General features: G+C 68.7%; 15 protein-coding genes and 1 riboswitch. Of the genes, 3 read left to right on the top strand and 12 right to left on the bottom strand.

From position 1 onward, the window contains the following. Positions 1-25: 25 nt before the first annotated feature. The 12 genes from BCR55_RS06045 to BCR55_RS06100 form a co-directional block, all read right to left on the bottom strand. Positions 26-847, bottom strand: coding sequence for an ABC transporter permease (locus BCR55_RS06045; protein ID WP_006400588.1), 822 nt, complete (start codon positions 845-847; stop codon positions 26-28). Next, a complete protein-coding gene (locus BCR55_RS06050; RefSeq protein ID WP_006406984.1) occupies positions 844-1,770 on the bottom strand; it encodes an ABC transporter ATP-binding protein in 927 nt (308 codons plus the stop codon). The genes BCR55_RS06045 and BCR55_RS06050 overlap by 4 nt, the downstream gene beginning before the upstream one ends. 192 nt (positions 1,771-1,962) lie before the next feature. Then, entirely contained in the window at positions 1,963-2,238 is a 276-nt protein-coding gene (locus tag BCR55_RS06055; protein ID WP_006400590.1) for a lipid asymmetry maintenance protein MlaB, read from the bottom strand. Next, positions 2,235-2,864, bottom strand: coding sequence for a phospholipid-binding protein MlaC (locus BCR55_RS06060; protein WP_012467727.1), 630 nt, complete (start codon positions 2,862-2,864; stop codon positions 2,235-2,237). Before BCR55_RS06060 ends, BCR55_RS06055 begins: the two co-directional genes overlap by 4 nt. Before the next feature lie 111 nt (positions 2,865-2,975). Next, complete coding sequence (locus tag BCR55_RS06065; protein ID WP_006406985.1) at positions 2,976-3,929, bottom strand: VacJ family lipoprotein; 954 nt, start codon at positions 3,927-3,929, stop codon at positions 2,976-2,978. A gap of 30 nt (positions 3,930-3,959) precedes the next feature. Further along, positions 3,960-4,529 carry an outer membrane lipid asymmetry maintenance protein MlaD gene (mlaD, locus tag BCR55_RS06070; protein WP_006400593.1) on the bottom strand — a complete coding sequence of 190 codons (570 nt, stop codon included), beginning with the start codon at positions 4,527-4,529 and terminating at the stop codon, positions 3,960-3,962. A gap of 24 nt (positions 4,530-4,553) precedes the next feature. Continuing rightward, positions 4,554-5,321, bottom strand: a complete 768-nt coding sequence (mlaE, locus tag BCR55_RS06075) for a lipid asymmetry maintenance ABC transporter permease subunit MlaE (RefSeq protein ID WP_006400594.1) — start codon at positions 5,319-5,321, stop codon at positions 4,554-4,556. Then, a complete protein-coding gene (locus BCR55_RS06080) occupies positions 5,318-6,139 on the bottom strand; it encodes an ABC transporter ATP-binding protein (RefSeq protein ID WP_006400595.1) in 822 nt (273 codons plus the stop codon). Before BCR55_RS06080 ends, mlaE begins: the two co-directional genes overlap by 4 nt. A gap of 94 nt (positions 6,140-6,233) precedes the next feature. After that, positions 6,234-7,349: a thiamine phosphate synthase gene (gene thiE / locus BCR55_RS06085; protein ID WP_065494340.1), complete on the bottom strand. Its 1,116-nt coding sequence runs from the start codon at positions 7,347-7,349 to the stop codon at positions 6,234-6,236. Next, positions 7,346-8,161 (bottom strand): thiazole synthase, encoded by an 816-nt coding sequence (locus tag BCR55_RS06090; RefSeq protein WP_006400597.1) that lies wholly within the window; start codon positions 8,159-8,161, stop codon positions 7,346-7,348. Before BCR55_RS06090 ends, thiE begins: the two co-directional genes overlap by 4 nt. Positions 8,162-8,198: 37 nt before the next feature. Then, positions 8,199-8,396: a sulfur carrier protein ThiS gene (gene thiS, locus BCR55_RS06095; protein ID WP_006400598.1), complete on the bottom strand. Its 198-nt coding sequence runs from the start codon at positions 8,394-8,396 to the stop codon at positions 8,199-8,201. A gap of 32 nt (positions 8,397-8,428) precedes the next feature. Continuing rightward, entirely contained in the window at positions 8,429-9,565 is a 1,137-nt protein-coding gene (locus tag BCR55_RS06100; RefSeq protein WP_053296763.1) for an FAD-dependent oxidoreductase, read from the bottom strand. 221 nt (positions 9,566-9,786) lie between these two features. Further along, a riboswitch (TPP riboswitch) is annotated at positions 9,787-9,908 on the bottom strand. Positions 9,909-10,176: 268 nt separating this feature from the next. Between BCR55_RS06100 and BCR55_RS06105 the strand changes: the two genes are divergently transcribed. The 3 genes from BCR55_RS06105 (at position 10,177) to BCR55_RS06115 (ending at position 14,135) form a co-directional block, all read left to right on the top strand. Then, entirely contained in the window at positions 10,177-11,946 is a 1,770-nt protein-coding gene (locus BCR55_RS06105) for an ABC transporter ATP-binding protein/permease (protein WP_059937861.1), read from the top strand. Next, entirely contained in the window at positions 11,943-12,710 is a 768-nt protein-coding gene (locus BCR55_RS06110) for an SDR family NAD(P)-dependent oxidoreductase (protein WP_065494341.1), read from the top strand. The genes BCR55_RS06105 and BCR55_RS06110 overlap by 4 nt, the downstream gene beginning before the upstream one ends. 162 nt (positions 12,711-12,872) lie before the next feature. Continuing rightward, positions 12,873-14,135, top strand: coding sequence for an MFS transporter (locus BCR55_RS06115; RefSeq protein ID WP_006400603.1), 1,263 nt, complete (start codon positions 12,873-12,875; stop codon positions 14,133-14,135). Positions 14,136-14,156 lie beyond the last annotated feature (21 nt).

Below are 14,156 nucleotides of genomic sequence, written 5' to 3' on the forward strand. Positions count from 1 at the left end.
CTGCGGCGGCCGCTGCCATTCGATATCAATGACGCAGCTTGTAGCCGGTCGCGAGCAGCCGCATCGCGAACATCGCGAGCAGCACGAAGAAACCGGCGACGATCGCGAGGCTCGTGAACGGGTGGATGTCGGACGCGCCGAAGAACCCGTAGCGGAAGCCGTCGATCATGTAGAAAAACGGATTCAGACGCGAGACCTCGCGCCACACGGGCGGCAGCGAGTGCGTCGAATAGAACACGCCGGACAGGAACGTCAGCGGCATGATCAGGAAGTTCTGGAACGCGGCGAGCTGGTCGAACTTCTCGGCCCAGATGCCGGCGATCAGCCCGAGCGTGCCGAGGATCGCGGAGCCGAGCAGCGCGAACGCGACGATGAACAGCGGCGCCGCGAAATGCATGGGGATGAACCAGATCGTCACGACGAACACGCCCGCGCCGACCGTCAGCCCGCGCACCACCGACGCGAGCACGTACGCGCCGAAGATGTCGCGGTACGACAGCGGCGGCAGCAGCACGAACACGAGGTTGCCGGTGATCTTCGACTGGATCAGCGACGACGAGCTGTTCGCGAACGCGTTCTGCAGCACGCTCATCATCACGAGGCCCGGCACGAGAAAGCTCACGTACTCGACGCCTGGATACACTTCGACGCGGCCCGACAGCGCGTGGCCGAAGATCGTCAGATACAGCAGCGCGGTGACGACGGGCGCCAGGACCGTCTGGAACGATACCTTCCAGAAGCGCAGCAGCTCCTTGTAGAACAGCGTGCGAAAGCCGCTTCCGGCGACCTGCCGGGCCGCCGCATCGGCGGGCAGTGCGCGCAGCGGCTGCGTCGGTTGTTGTTTCATGCCAGTCCCTCGATCACCTCGCCGCCGTTCATCACCTGAACGAACACATCCTCGAGGTCGGCCTTGCGGACCTCGATCTCGTCGAACGTGCAGCCGGCCGCGCGGCACTGCGCGAGAATCCGTTCCACATCGTCGTAGCTCGACAGCCTCAGCAGATGCTCGCGCGGCGCGCGCGCGGCCGGATCGGTCTCGAGCCCGCGCAGCTCGGCCGGCAGCGCGCCGGTCGCAAAGCGCAGATACAGCTGCAATCCCGCGAAGCGCCGCAGCAGCGCGTCGGTGCGATCGAGCGCGACCACCTCGCCGCGCCGCAGCATCGCGATGCGGTCGCAGAGCGACTGCGCTTCCTCGAGATAGTGCGTCGTCAGCACGATCGTGTGACCTTCGCGGTTCAGCCGCGAGATGAATTTCCAAAGCGTCTGGCGCAGCTCGACATCGACGCCGGCCGTCGGCTCGTCGAGCACGATCACCGGCGGCCGGTGCACGAGTGCCTGCGCGACCAGCACGCGGCGCTTCATGCCGCCCGACAGTGCACGCATGTTCGCGTCGGCCTTTTCGGTCAGGTCGAGGTTCGCCATCACTTCGTCGATCCAGTCGTCGTTGCGGCGCAGCCCGAAATAGCCGGACTGGATCCGCAGCGTCTCGCGCACGGTGAAGAACGGATCGAACACGAGCTCCTGCGGGACGACGCCGAGCGCAAGACGCGCGCCGCGGAAGTCCTTGACGACGTCGTGGCCGCGCACCGAGATGCTGCCTTCGTCGGCCCGGGCGAGCCCGGCGAGGATGCTGATGAGCGTGGTCTTGCCGGCGCCGTTGGGGCCGAGCAGACCGAAGAACTCGCCCTCCTCGACCGACAGGCTGACGCCCTTGAGCGCCTGAAGCGACTTGTAGCGCTTCTTGACGTGACGGATTTCTATGGCTGACATGACTGTGCGCGGCGCATCGGCCGCGACGCCTATTCTGTGCTTGCTGCGAAAGAAAATGGGGGACGGACGCCGATTGGCAGCCCCGCAAAACGCTTGATTATAGGGCAAACCGGCTGGCGAAGCCGATGCGGCGGGCGCGCCGCGTCGAGCATGCGCGCGCCGGGCGGCGCGGCAGGCTCCGGTCGGACAGCGTCAATGTCGCGCGTTGCCGTCGATCAGGGCGTCGACGCCATAGGCGCGCGCGAGGCTGGCGAGCTTCGGCGGGAGATGGAGGATGTCGAGGGTGGCGCCGCGCGCTTTCGCGGCGCGCTGCCATGCGAGCAGCACCGCGAGCGCGGACGAATCGAACTGCGCGAGCGATGCGCAATCGACCGCGGTGGCGCCCGCGGCGACGTGTGCGAGACCGGCCGCGAGCGCGGTCTTCGCGCTCGCGACGGTCAGCGACGGGCCGGCTTCGAAGCCGCTCACGATGCCTGCTTGCCGGCGGCAAGCTCCTGGTTGCGCTGCGTCAGGAACTTGATCAGGCCGTCGACGCCGCTTTGCTGGATCTTCTCGTTGAACTGCTGTTGATACGTCTGGATCAGCCAGGCGCCCAGCACGTTCAGGTCATACACCTTCCAGCCGTTCGCCGTCTTGTACAGACGGTAGTCGATCTGCACCGGCTGGCCGTTGTTCATCGCGACCGTACGCACGACGACGTCGGTATCGGCCGGATCGGCACGGAACGGCGGGTACTGGATCTGCTGGTCCGGCTTCAGCTGCGCGAGCGCGCCCGAGTAGGTGCGGATCAGCAGCAGCTTGAACTGCTCCTGCACCTGCTGCTGCTGCTCGGGCGTCGCCGTGCGCCAGTTGCGGCCCATCGCGAGCTGCGTGGTACGGCGGAAATCGGTGTACGGCAGGATGTCCTTGTTGACGATCGAGATGATGCGATTCGTGTCGCCCGGCTTGATCGTCTGCTGCTTCACTTCATCGAGGACCTGCTGCGTCGCCGTCTTGATCAGCGCCTGCGGGTTCGACTGGTCGACTTGCGCGTGGGCTGCGCTGCCGAACGAGAACAGCGCCGCGAAAACGGGGATCAGGAACAGTTTTTTCATCATAGTGACCTGCATGAGTGAGTCGATGCGAAGGTTGGAGCCCGTAGCTTACGCGCAAGTTCGCGTGCGCTACCGACTGAATCGTTTCCGGCTGTAACGATTGTAAGCCGGTCAGTGCAGCCGGAAGCTCGGCAGGCGCAGACCGCCGGGCGCCGGCGGCGTCACCTGCATCGGCGGCACCGTCGTTGCGCTGGCCGGGTTCGGCGCGGCTGCGCCGGAGGCCGGCTCGGCAGCCGATGCGCCCGCGGGCGCGGCCGCGCCGCCGACCGCCGCGGCACCCGCGCTGCCTGCTGCGCCGGCTGCCGCCGGGGCCGCCGTGTCGTCCGGCAGCTCGTACTGCGGCAGCGCGTCGTTCGACGCCGGCGCGCCGGCCTCGCCGCGTGCGTTGTTGATCAGCATCTGGCGGCGCTGCAGATAGGCGTTGCGCACGAACGAATACTTGTCGAGCGCCGCGGCATCGAGCACGTCGCCCGCGCCGAGCAGGTTCGCGCGCGTGTTGACGAGGTTCACGCCGTACAGCCCCCAGCTCACGCTGTCCGGCTTCACGTAGGTGAGCGGATTGCCGACGTAGTCGACGCCCAGGCCGGCCGCATCGCGCAGCGTGCTCGGGCCGAGCAGCGGCAGCACGAGGTACGGGCCCGACGGCACGCCGTAGCGGCCCATCGTGATCCCGAAATCGGCCGTGTGCTTCGGCAGCTTCGCGATCGTCGCGACGTCGAACAGGCCGCCGACGCCGAATACCGTGTTGATCACGACGCGCATCAGGTCGCCGACGCCGTCCGCGATGCGCAGCTGCACGAGGTTGTTCGCCGCGATATAGACGTCCCCGATGTTCGAGAAGAAGTTCGTCACGCTGTCGCGCACCGGCTGCGGCACCACGTACTGATAGCCCTTCGCGACCGGCTTCAGCGCGTACGTGTCGACGGTGTCGTTGAACTTGTACATCGTGCGGTTGAAGCCTTCGAGCGGATCGCCCTTGGTCGGCGTCTGCACGGTCGCGCAGCCGCTCAACGCGGCGACGGCCACAGCCGCGAGCGCGGCGTGCCTGATCCGGATCGTCTGCATGTTGGTTACCCTCTTTGTTCTCTTGTGTGTTTATTGTGCGGCCGAACCCGCGACCGCCGACGCCGGCACCGGCACGGGAGCCGGTGCGGCCGGCGCGCCGGGCGCCCCCGCTGCGCCTGCAGCCGGCTTCGAGCCGCCCGCGTCGGCCGCCTTGCTGTACAGGAATTGCCCGATCAGGTTTTCGAGCACGATCGCCGACTGCGTCATCGCGATCGTGTCGCCCGACTTCAGCATCTCGGTGTCGCCGCCCGGATCGAGTCCGATATATTGCTCGCCGAGCAGGCCCGACGTCAGGATCTTCGCGGACGAATCCTTCGGAAACGGATACTGGCTGTCGAGATCGACCGTCACGACCGCCTGATAGGTATTCGGATCGAAGCCGATCGACTTCACGCGGCCGACCACGACACCGGCGCTCTTCACGGCCGCACGCGGCTTCAGCCCGCCGATGTTGTCGAACTTCATCCTCACCGAATACGTCGGCTGAAACGACAGCGAGCTCATGTTGCCGACCTTCAGCGCAAGGAACAGCAGCGCAACGAACCCCACCACCACGAACAGGCCGACCCAGAAGTCGAGAGCAGTCTTTTTCATCGTCATCCCAAAATTTGGCTTGGCTGAGGCTTAGCTGAACATCAGCGCGGTCAGCAGGAAATCGAGACCGAGTACGGCAAGCGATGCGAACACGACGGTCTTGGTCGTCGCACGCGACACGCCCTCGGGCGTGGGCTTCGCCTCGTACCCTTGAAACAGTGCAATGAAGGTCACCGCGAAGCCGAACACGATGCTTTTCAGCACGCCGTTGCCGACGTCGGCCCACACTTCGACGCCGCCCTGCATCTGCGACCAGAACGCGCCCGGGTCGACGCCGATCAGCACGACGCCGACGAAATAGCCGCCGAGCACGCCGACCGCGTTGAAGATCGCCGCAAGCAGCGGCATCGTGATGATCCCGGCCCACATACGCGGCGCGATCACCGTCTTGATCGGATCGACGGCCATCATTTCGAGCGCGGTCAGCTGCTCGCCGGCCTTCATCAGCCCGATCTCGGCGGTCAACGACGTGCCCGCGCGCCCCGCGAACAGCAGCGCCGTGACGACCGGGCCGAGCTCGCGCACGAGCGACAGCGCGACGAGCAGCCCGAGTGCCTGCTCGGAGCCGTAGCGGTTCAGCGTGTAATAGCCCTGCAGCCCGAGCACGAAGCCGACGAACAGCCCCGACACGGCGATGATCACGAACGAGTAGTTGCCGAGGAAGTGGATCTGCTTCGTGACGAGCCGCGGCCGGCGCAGCAACGGGAAGAATTCGAGCACGAGGCGCACGAACAGCCGCGTGCCGTAGCCCGCGCGTTCGAGGCCGCCGATGACGTAACGTCCGATCGCGCTGATCATGCGCGTCCTCCGCCGAGCCCGAAATCCGCCGCCAGCGGCGGGCTCGTGTAATGAAATTTGAACGGGCCGTCCGGCGCGCCGTCGATGAACTGACGCACGCTCGGATCGGTCGAGGCGCGCAGCTCGTCGGGCGTGCCCTGCGCGAGCACGCCGCCGTTGGCCAGGAAGTAGACGTAGTCGGCGATCGCGAACGATTCCGGCACGTCGTGCGTGACGAGGATCGACGTCGCGCCGAGCGCCTGGTTCAGCGTGCGGATCAGGTTCGCGGTGATGCCGAGCGAGATCGGGTCGAGGCCCGCGAACGGCTCGTCGTACATGATCAGTTGCGGATCGAGCGCGATCGCGCGCGCGAGCGCGATGCGGCGCGCCATGCCGCCCGACACCTCGGACGGCATCAGGTCGCGCGCGCCGCGCAGGCCCACCGCGTTCAGCTTCATCAGCACGAGGTCGCGGATCAGCTCTTCGGGCAGGTCGGTGTGCTCGCGCAGCGCGAACGCGACGTTGTCGAACACCGACATGTCGGTAAACAGCGCGCCGAACTGGAACAGCATCCCCATCTTGCGGCGCAGCGCGTACAGGCCGTCGCGCGTCTGCGCGCCGACGTCGGCGCCGTCGAACAGCACCTGGCCGCGACGCGCGCGCACGAGCCCGCCGATCAGGCGCAGCACGGTCGTCTTGCCGCAACCCGACCCGCCCATCACCGCGACCACCTGCCCGCGCCCGAAGCGCATGTTCAGGTTCGACAGCACGAGGCGGTCGCCGTAGCCAAAGTCGACGTCGCGAAGTTCCAGCAGTGTCTCGGTAGGAGAGGGGCTCACGGAGCGGACAGTCCTTTTACGCAGAACGCCGAATTATAGGGCCTGCCTCGGAATGATGTCGTGACGCCTTTCCCGACCGCGCGGTCAACGATTGTCAAATAGGGGGCACAAAGCACCGCTGCAGCGCAGTAATCGCCGCGCGGTAATCGGCCGCGCCGGTCACCGCGCTGACCACCGCGACGCTGCCGACGCCGGTCGCGAGCACGGCCGGCAAGGCGTCGAGCCCGACGCCGCCGATCGCGACGAGCGGCACGCTCGAGCCGGCGAAGCGCGCGTAGCACGCAATCCGCGCGAGCCCCTGCGGCGGCGCCGCAACGGCCTTGGTCGCGGTCGCGAACACGGGCCCGAGCGCGAGGTAGCTCGGCCGTTCGTGCAGTGCGCGCAGCATCTCGTAATAGCCGTGGCTCGACAGCCCGAGCCGCAGCCCCGCGCGTGCGAGCGCGGCGAGATCGGCGGTTTCGAGATCTTCCTGACCGAGATGTACGCCGTACGCGCCCTCATCTGCCGCGATCTGCCAGTAATCGTTGATGAACACGCGCGCATCCGGATAGCGGCGGCCCGCCGCGACCGCGCGCGCGATTTCGCGGCGCAGCGCGTCCGGCGCCGCGCCCTTCACGCGCAGCTGTACCGTCTGCACGCCGCAGTCGAGCACGCGTTCGACCCACTCGGCGTCCGGTACGACCGGATAGAGGCCCAGGCGCGCCGGGCATGGCGCGAATGCCGGCTCGGCGGCGGCCGGCAGCCCGGCGACGCGCGGAAACTGCGCGGCGTCGACGGGCCATGCGTCGTCGGCGCGCGTCTCGTCGCCGTCGCGCCACGCGAGCGCGAGCACCAGCGCGTCGAGCGGCGCGAAACCGCAATCGAGAAACGCGGCGAGCGCCGCGATCCAGTCGTCCGCGAGCGCATGCGCGGCATCGAGCGCGTAGCGCGCGCCGGCCGCGTGCAGCGCCGCGCCGCGCTCGTCGAATTCGATCGCGACGGCGTTCGGCGATGCGGGCCGCGACACGGCCGATGCGCGCGCCTGCCCCGCGCGATCGCCGCGCGACACGATCAGCACGTCGCCGTCGGTCGGCGCGTCGGGCGCGGTCATGCAGAGCCGCCACGGCGCAGCGGCGCGCGGCCAGTCGCCGAGCCGCGCACGGATGCGTTCGGCCGCTTCGGCGAGCTCGTCGGCGGGCGGCCAGAAGGCGTCGGCAAAGCGCGCGCTCATGCGCCGCCTCCGTCCTGATGCCAGAACGGCATGCCGACGACCGGCGTGCTCGCGTGCGCGGTCTCGCGTGCGTCCATCGGGCCGGCGAGATAGGCGGCGCGGCCGGCCTCGACGCCCTGCGCGAACGCGCGCGCCATGATTTCCGGGTGCGTCGCCTGCGACACGGCCGTATTCAGCAGCACGCCGTCGAAGCCCCACTCCATCACCTGACAGGCGTGCGACGGCACGCCGAGCCCCGCGTCGACGATCAGCGGCACGTCGGGCAGCCGCTCGCGCAGCACGCGCAGACCGTACGGATTAACGACACCCTTGCCGGTGCCAATCGGCGCGCCCCACGGCATCAGCGCCTCGCAGCCGACGTCGAGCAGGCGGCGGCCGATCACCAGATCCTCGGTGCAGTACGGCAGCACCTTGAAGCCGTCCTTGATCAGTTGCGCGGCCGCCTCGATCAGCCCGACCGGATCCGGCTGCAGCGTGTAGTCGTCGCCGATCAGTTCGAGCTTGATCCAGTCGGTTTCGAATACTTCGCGCGCCATGTGCGCGGTCGTCACGGCCTCGGCGACGGTCTGGCAGCCGGCCGTGTTCGGCAGCAACGGCACCGCATGGCGCTTCAGCAGATCGAAGAAGCCGGCTTCGGCCGTGCCGCCCGTCATCTGGCGGCGCAGCGCGACCGTGACCATGCCCGGCCGCGACGCGGCGATCGAATCGGACAGCGACTGCAGCGACGGATAGCGCGACGTGCCGAGCAGCACGCGGCTTGCGAAGGTTTCGCCGTACAGCGTCAGCGCGTCGGCGGGGGTGAGGGACGTCATGTCGTTTTCCTGGAAGAGCGGGACGAACCGGCGGCGTTCAGCCGCCCGCGACGGGGTGCACGACGTCGAGCCGGTCGCCCGCCGCGAGCGTGCGCGCCGCGTGCTGCGTGCGCGCGACGAAGTTGCCGTTCACCGCGACCGCGTACGGCGGGCGCGCGCCGTACGCGGCCAGCGCGTCGGCGACCGTCGCGCCGTCGGGCAGCGTCAGGGTCTGTTGGTTGATCTGGATGTCCATGAGGCTTCGTCGGAATCGGGCGGCGGCGTGCGTCAGGCCGGCTGGCGCGCGTCGTCGCGGTGATGAAGGAGCGTCGGCCAGCGCGCCGCGTCGCGCCATGCGGCGAACGCGTCGGGATCGCGCAGCGTGCCGTCGAGCGCGGCCTGCGCGAGCGCGACGGCCGCGTGCGCAACTTCCGGCGCGATCATGAAGCCGTGCCGGTACAGGCCGTTGACGGCCAGCGTCGATGCGCCGTCCCAGATCACGGCCGGGCGATGATCGGGCAGCGTCGGCCGGCACTGCGCGTTCAGCTCGAGGATGCGCGCCTCGCCGAATGCGGGATGCACGGAGAACGCGGCGCTCAGCAGCTCGAGCGCGGAACGCACGCTCACGGGCGACATGTCCTCGCCCTCCACTTCCGTCGCGCCGATCACATAGAGATCGTCCTGCTTCGGCGCGATGTACAGCGGGTAGCGCGGATGCAGCAGCCGCACCGGACGCGTGAGCCCGATGCCCGGCGCATGCACGCGCGCGACTTCGCCGCGGATGCCGCGCAACGCCGGCAGCGCCGGTTTCGCGCCGAGCCCGCGGCAGTCGATCGTGAAATGCGCAGCCGGCAGGTGGGCGTCGTCGACCGCCGCGTGCCAGTGCGTGTCGACGCCGCGTTCGGCGAGCCCCGCGGCGAGCGCGCGCAGCGCCTGCCGGTTGTCGAGCTGACCTTCGCGCGGCAGCAGCAGGCCGCGTGCGAAACGGCCCGCGAGCGCGGGCTCGGCCGCGTCGACTTGCGCACCCGCGAGCGTGACGAAGCCACCGTCGAACAGGTCGGCCGGCGCATTCGCGCGCACGCGGCGCTCGAACAGCGGCGCTTCCGCGCGGTCGGCGTGATGCCAGACGACGAGCGTGCCGTGCTGCTGGAAGAACACCGGTTCGGGCAGTTCGGCGAGCCACTGCGGCCAGCGCGCCAGCGACGCGGCGCCGAGCTCGGTGATCAGCAGTTCGGCGCTGGCCGCTTCGGCGAGCGGCGCGAGCATCGCGGCCGCGATCCACGCCGCCGAGCGCTCGCCGTCCGGGCCGCCGCGCTCGTACAGCGCGACGCGATGCCCGTCGCCCGCGAGCCGCCACGCGATCAGCCGGCCGACGAGGCCGCCGCCGAGGATCGCGAAGTCGGGCCGCGAATCGTGAACGTTCATCGCGCGCCCTCCGCGCCGCCCGCCCGCGCGCGCCCGGCGCACGCCGACGCATGCGGCGAAGCGGCGCGCGAACCCGCGCGACAGACTGAAACAACTGAAGATTGATCGGTCATCGGTTCCTTCCGTAACGCGCGGCGCGCGTACCCAAAAGGACGAAACCGGCAGCAAAGGCCGGCCGGGCGGGACTCGGGCGCTGACAATGGGATGGCAGCCAGCGCGGCCCGGCGGGATCAGAAACTTCCCTCGCCGGTATTACCCGGATCGGGTGCGAAGGGTCTTTCTCAGCCTCGCCGCGCCGCCCGGAACACCGTCGGCCGCGCACGAAGCACCCCTGTTTCGTCGTCGGCCATTAGACCATAAAAGCGGAAAACGTCGCAAACTGTCCCCGTTCGGCAAATCGACGTCGCGCGGCGCCGCTCTGGCACAATGCCCGGCAGGCCGGCCGCGCGAGCGGCCGGTTGTTGCGCCACCGCCGGCCTTTAAGTGCCGTTTAAGACGCGCGGGCCACCATCCGGACGCCCGCCGTCGGCGAGCACTCGTCCCGGCATGCCGTCTCGCGGCGCGCGCCCGGCTTCGCCCGGCCCGTGCGCCGGCCACTCATCAGGAAGCACATGACCCAATCGATCGATCCCGTCCGCTCCGCCTCCGACGCGCCGCAGGACGAGCGCCCGGTATCCGCATGGAGCCTCATCAAGCCCTACTGGGTGTCGTCCGAATGGAAAGTCGCGTGGGCGCTGCTCGTCACGATCATCGCGATCAATCTCTGCGTCGTCTGGATCAACGTCCAGCTGAACAAGTGGAACGCGCAGTTCTATAACGCGCTGCAGACCAAGAACGTGCACGATTTCCCGCATCTGATGATGCAGTTCTCGATGCTCGCGTTCGGCTTCATCGTCCTCGCGGTGTACGGGCTGTACTTGCGGCAGATGCTCGGCTTCCGCTGGCGCCAGTGGCTGACCGACCGCTTTCTCGGCGAATGGCTCGGCGACCGCGCGTTCTACCGCATCGAACGCGACCGCCTCGCCGACAACCCCGACCAGCGCGTGGCCGACGACCTGCAGGCGTTCGCGACGACCACGCTGTCGCTGTCGCTCGATCTGCTCTCGACGGTCGTCACGCTCGCGTCGTTCATCACGATCCTCTGGACGCTCGGCGGCGCGCTGACGCTGTCGCTCGGCGCCACGCCCGTCTCGATCCCCGGCTACATGGTGTGGGCCGCCGCGCTCTACGCGGTGGTCGGCTCGCTCGTGATCCAGAAGGTCGGCCGGCCCCTCGTGTCGATCAACTACCAGCAGCAGCGCGTCGAGGCGGACTTCCGCTTCGGGCTGATCCGCGTGCGCGAAAATGCCGAGCAGATCGCGTTCTACGACGGCGAAGACACCGAAAACCGCAATGCGCAGGGCCTCTTCCTGCGCATCCGCGACAACTGGTGGCGCGTCATGAAATACACGAAGCGCCTGACGTTCGTGAACGCGTTCTACGGACAGATCGCGATCATCTTCCCGTTCGTCGTCGCAGCGCCGCGCTACTTCGCGGGCGCCTTCACGCTCGGCGTGCTGATGCAGATCTCGTCCGCATTCGGCACGGTCAGCGATTCGTTCTCGTGGTTCCTCAACAGCTATCGCACGCTGGTCGAGTGGCGCGCGACCGTCAACCGTCTGCGCGAATTCAAGCGCGTGATGCGCACCTCGCATCTGAAGGAAAGCCTGTCGCCCGCGACCGAGCACGGCGGCATCAACCTGCACTATGTGAATGCCGCGAAGCTGTCGACGTCGTCGCTGAAGCTCGCACTGCCAAACGGCAACGCGCTCGCCAACATCGGCAGCGTGACGATCGAGCCGGGTTCGCGCTGGCTCGTGGTCGGCAAGTCGGGCTCCGGCAAGAGCACGTTCATGCGCGCGCTCGCCGGGCTGTGGCCGTTCGGCGACGGCGCGATCGACGCACCGGTCGGCGCGCGCATGATGTTCGTCCCGCAATCGAGCTATCTGCCGATCGGCACGCTGAAGGCGGCGCTCGCCTATCCGTCGGCGCCCGATGCGTTCGGTGACGACGCGTGCCGCGACGCGCTGCGCGCATGCCACCTCGAAGACTACGTCGACCGGCTCGACGAAACCGCGCACTGGACGCGCGTGCTGTCGCCCGGCGAACAGCAGCGTCTCGCCGGCGCGCGCGTGCTGCTGCACAAGCCCGACTTCCTGTTCCTCGACGAAGCGACGAGCGCGCTCGATGCCGACAACGAGGCGCGGCTCTATCGCCTGTTCGCCGAGCGGCTGCCGAAGGCCGCGATCGTCAGCATCGCGCACCGCGAATCGCTGGCCGCGTTCCACGGCGGTACGATCAACGTCGAGCGCGTGAACGACAGCGACAAGGTGGCCGCGTGAGCGCGCGCGCGGCGCGCATCGCACTGATCACCGGCGCCGGTTCGGGGATCGGCGCGGCGCTCGCGCGCCGGCTCGCCGCACCGGGCGTCGCGCTCGCGCTGCACGCGCGCGGCGCGGACGACGCGTCGCGTACGCGGCTCGCCGACGTCGTGCACGCGTGCACGGCCGCCGGCGCACGATGCATCGCGCTGACCGGCGATCTCGCCGATCCGGGCGTCGCGGCCCGGCTCGTCGATACGGCCGCTACGGAATTCGGCGGGCTCGACCATCTGGTCGCGAACGCCGGCTTCGCGGCGCGGCAGTCCGTGTCCGATCTGTCCGCCGATGCGCTCGCGTCCGCGTTTGCGGCAATGCCGGGCGCATTCGCGGCGCTCGCATCGCGTGCGCGGCCGCTGCTCGAAGCGTCGGCCGCGGCGCGGATCGTCGCGGTCAGCTCGTTCGTCGCACACCGCTATCGCGCGGACGCGCCGTTCGCCGCGACCGCGGCGGCGAAGGCCGCGCTCGAATCGCTGGTACGCAGCGCGGCCGCCGAATTCGCGGCTTGCGCGATCACCGTCAACGCGGTCGCGCCGGGCTTCACGCGCAAGGACCGCGGCCCGAGCGCCGACAACGCCGGTGCGTGGGCGCACGCAGCGCACGCGACGCCGCTCGGCCGGATCGCCGAACCCGACGATGTCGCCGCGCTGATCGCGTTCCTGCTCTCCGACGCGGCGCGACAGATCACCGGTCAGGTCGTGCATGTCGACGGCGGCCTGACGCTCTGACGTGCGCGTGCACCGTTGCGACCGCAACGGTTTGCGTCGCATCCCGCCTTCCCGCCTCGCCGATCGCACCGCCTCGCGTCAGCCTTTTTGGCACACGCGATCCCGACCGTACAATAGCCGCCACACGGCACCACGATGACGAACGGGACGGGAGACAGCGGCATGCAGGCAATCCAGTGGTTTCGAGAACTGTCGTCGCGCGAGCGCCGCACGCTGTATGCGGGCTTCGGCGGCTATGCAGTCGACGCGTTCGACTTCATGATCTACTCGTTCCTGATTCCGACGCTGATCGCGACCTGGGGCATGACGAAGAGCGAGGCCGGCATGATCGCGACGAGCTCGCTGATCTCGTCCGCGATCGGCGGCTGGGTCGCCGGCATCCTCGCCGACCGCTACGGTCGCGTGCGCGTGCTGCAGTGGACGATCGCGACGTTCGCGCTGTTCACGTGCCTGTCCGGCTTCACGCACTCGTTCTGGCAGCTGCTCGCGACGCGTACGCTGCAGGGCTTCGGCTTCGGTGGCGAGTGGTCGGTCGTGACGATCATGATGGCCGAAACGATCCGCTCGCCCGAGCATCGCGCGAAGGCGGTCGGCACCGTGCAGAGCAGCTGGTCGTTCGGCTGGGCCGCGGCCGCGATTCTCTACTGGGCCTTCTTCGCGCTGCTGCCGGAACAGGTCGCGTGGCGCGCGTGCTTCTGGATCGGCATCGCACCCGCGCTGTGGATTTTGTATATCCGCCGCAACGTCAGCGATCCCGACATCTACACGGCCACGCGCCGCGCACGCGACGAAGGCCGCGTGTCGGGCCACTTCCTCGAGATCTTCTCGCCGCCGCATCTGCGCGCGACGCTGTTCGGCAGCGCACTGTGCACCGGCATGCTCGGCGGCTACTACGCGATCACGACCTGGCTGCCCACCTATCTGAAAACCGTCCGGCACCTGTCCGTATTCAACACGAGCGGCTATCTGGTCGTGCTGATCGTCGGATCGTTCGTCGGCTACGTGGTCGGCGCGATCCTGTCCGACCGGCTCGGCCGCCGCGCATCGTTCATCCTGTTCGCGATCGGATCCTTCACGCTCGGGATGGCCTATACGATGCTGCCGATCACCGACACCGCGATGCTCGCGCTCGGCTTTCCGCTTGGCATCGTCGTGCAGGGCATCTTCGCGGGCGTCGGCGCGTATCTGTCCGAACTCTATCCGGGTGCGATCCGCGGCTCGGGCCAGGGCTTCTGCTACAACCTCGGCCGCGGGCTCGGCTCGTTCTTTCCGATCCTCGTCGGCTCGCTGTCGCAGTCGATGTCGCTCGTGAAGGCGATCGGATTCGTCGCCGGCGGCGGCTATCTGCTCGTGATCGTCGCCGCCCTCGTGCTGCCGGAAACGCGCGGCAAGTCGCTGGCCGACGATCCGGCCGTCGCATCGTGAACCGCCGTTTCGCGCCGGGTA

Origin of the sequence: Burkholderia sp. CCA53 (genome assembly GCF_001685525.1) — a bacterium.
GTDB lineage: Bacteria > Pseudomonadota > Gammaproteobacteria > Burkholderiales > Burkholderiaceae > Burkholderia > Burkholderia multivorans.

Coding starts and splice junctions, on each gene's coding strand:
- BCR55_RS06090 (WP_006400597.1), bottom strand. CDS start 8,161: ATGACGTCCCTCACCCCCGCCGACGCGCTGACGCTGTACGGCGAAACC.
- mlaE (WP_006400594.1), bottom strand. CDS start 5,321: ATGATCAGCGCGATCGGACGTTACGTCATCGGCGGCCTCGAACGCGCG.
- BCR55_RS06105 (WP_059937861.1), top strand. CDS start 10,177: ATGACCCAATCGATCGATCCCGTCCGCTCCGCCTCCGACGCGCCGCAG.
- BCR55_RS06050 (WP_006406984.1), bottom strand. CDS start 1,770: ATGTCAGCCATAGAAATCCGTCACGTCAAGAAGCGCTACAAGTCGCTT.
- BCR55_RS06115 (WP_006400603.1), top strand. CDS start 12,873: ATGCAGGCAATCCAGTGGTTTCGAGAACTGTCGTCGCGCGAGCGCCGC.
- BCR55_RS06045 (WP_006400588.1), bottom strand. CDS start 847: ATGAAACAACAACCGACGCAGCCGCTGCGCGCACTGCCCGCCGATGCG.
- mlaD (WP_006400593.1), bottom strand. CDS start 4,529: ATGACGATGAAAAAGACTGCTCTCGACTTCTGGGTCGGCCTGTTCGTG.
- BCR55_RS06065 (WP_006406985.1), bottom strand. CDS start 3,929: ATGCAGACGATCCGGATCAGGCACGCCGCGCTCGCGGCTGTGGCCGTC.
- BCR55_RS06060 (WP_012467727.1), bottom strand. CDS start 2,864: ATGAAAAAACTGTTCCTGATCCCCGTTTTCGCGGCGCTGTTCTCGTTC.
- thiS (WP_006400598.1), bottom strand. CDS start 8,396: ATGGACATCCAGATCAACCAACAGACCCTGACGCTGCCCGACGGCGCG.
- thiE (WP_065494340.1), bottom strand. CDS start 7,349: ATGAGCGCGCGCTTTGCCGACGCCTTCTGGCCGCCCGCCGACGAGCTC.
- BCR55_RS06100 (WP_053296763.1), bottom strand. CDS start 9,565: ATGAACGTTCACGATTCGCGGCCCGACTTCGCGATCCTCGGCGGCGGC.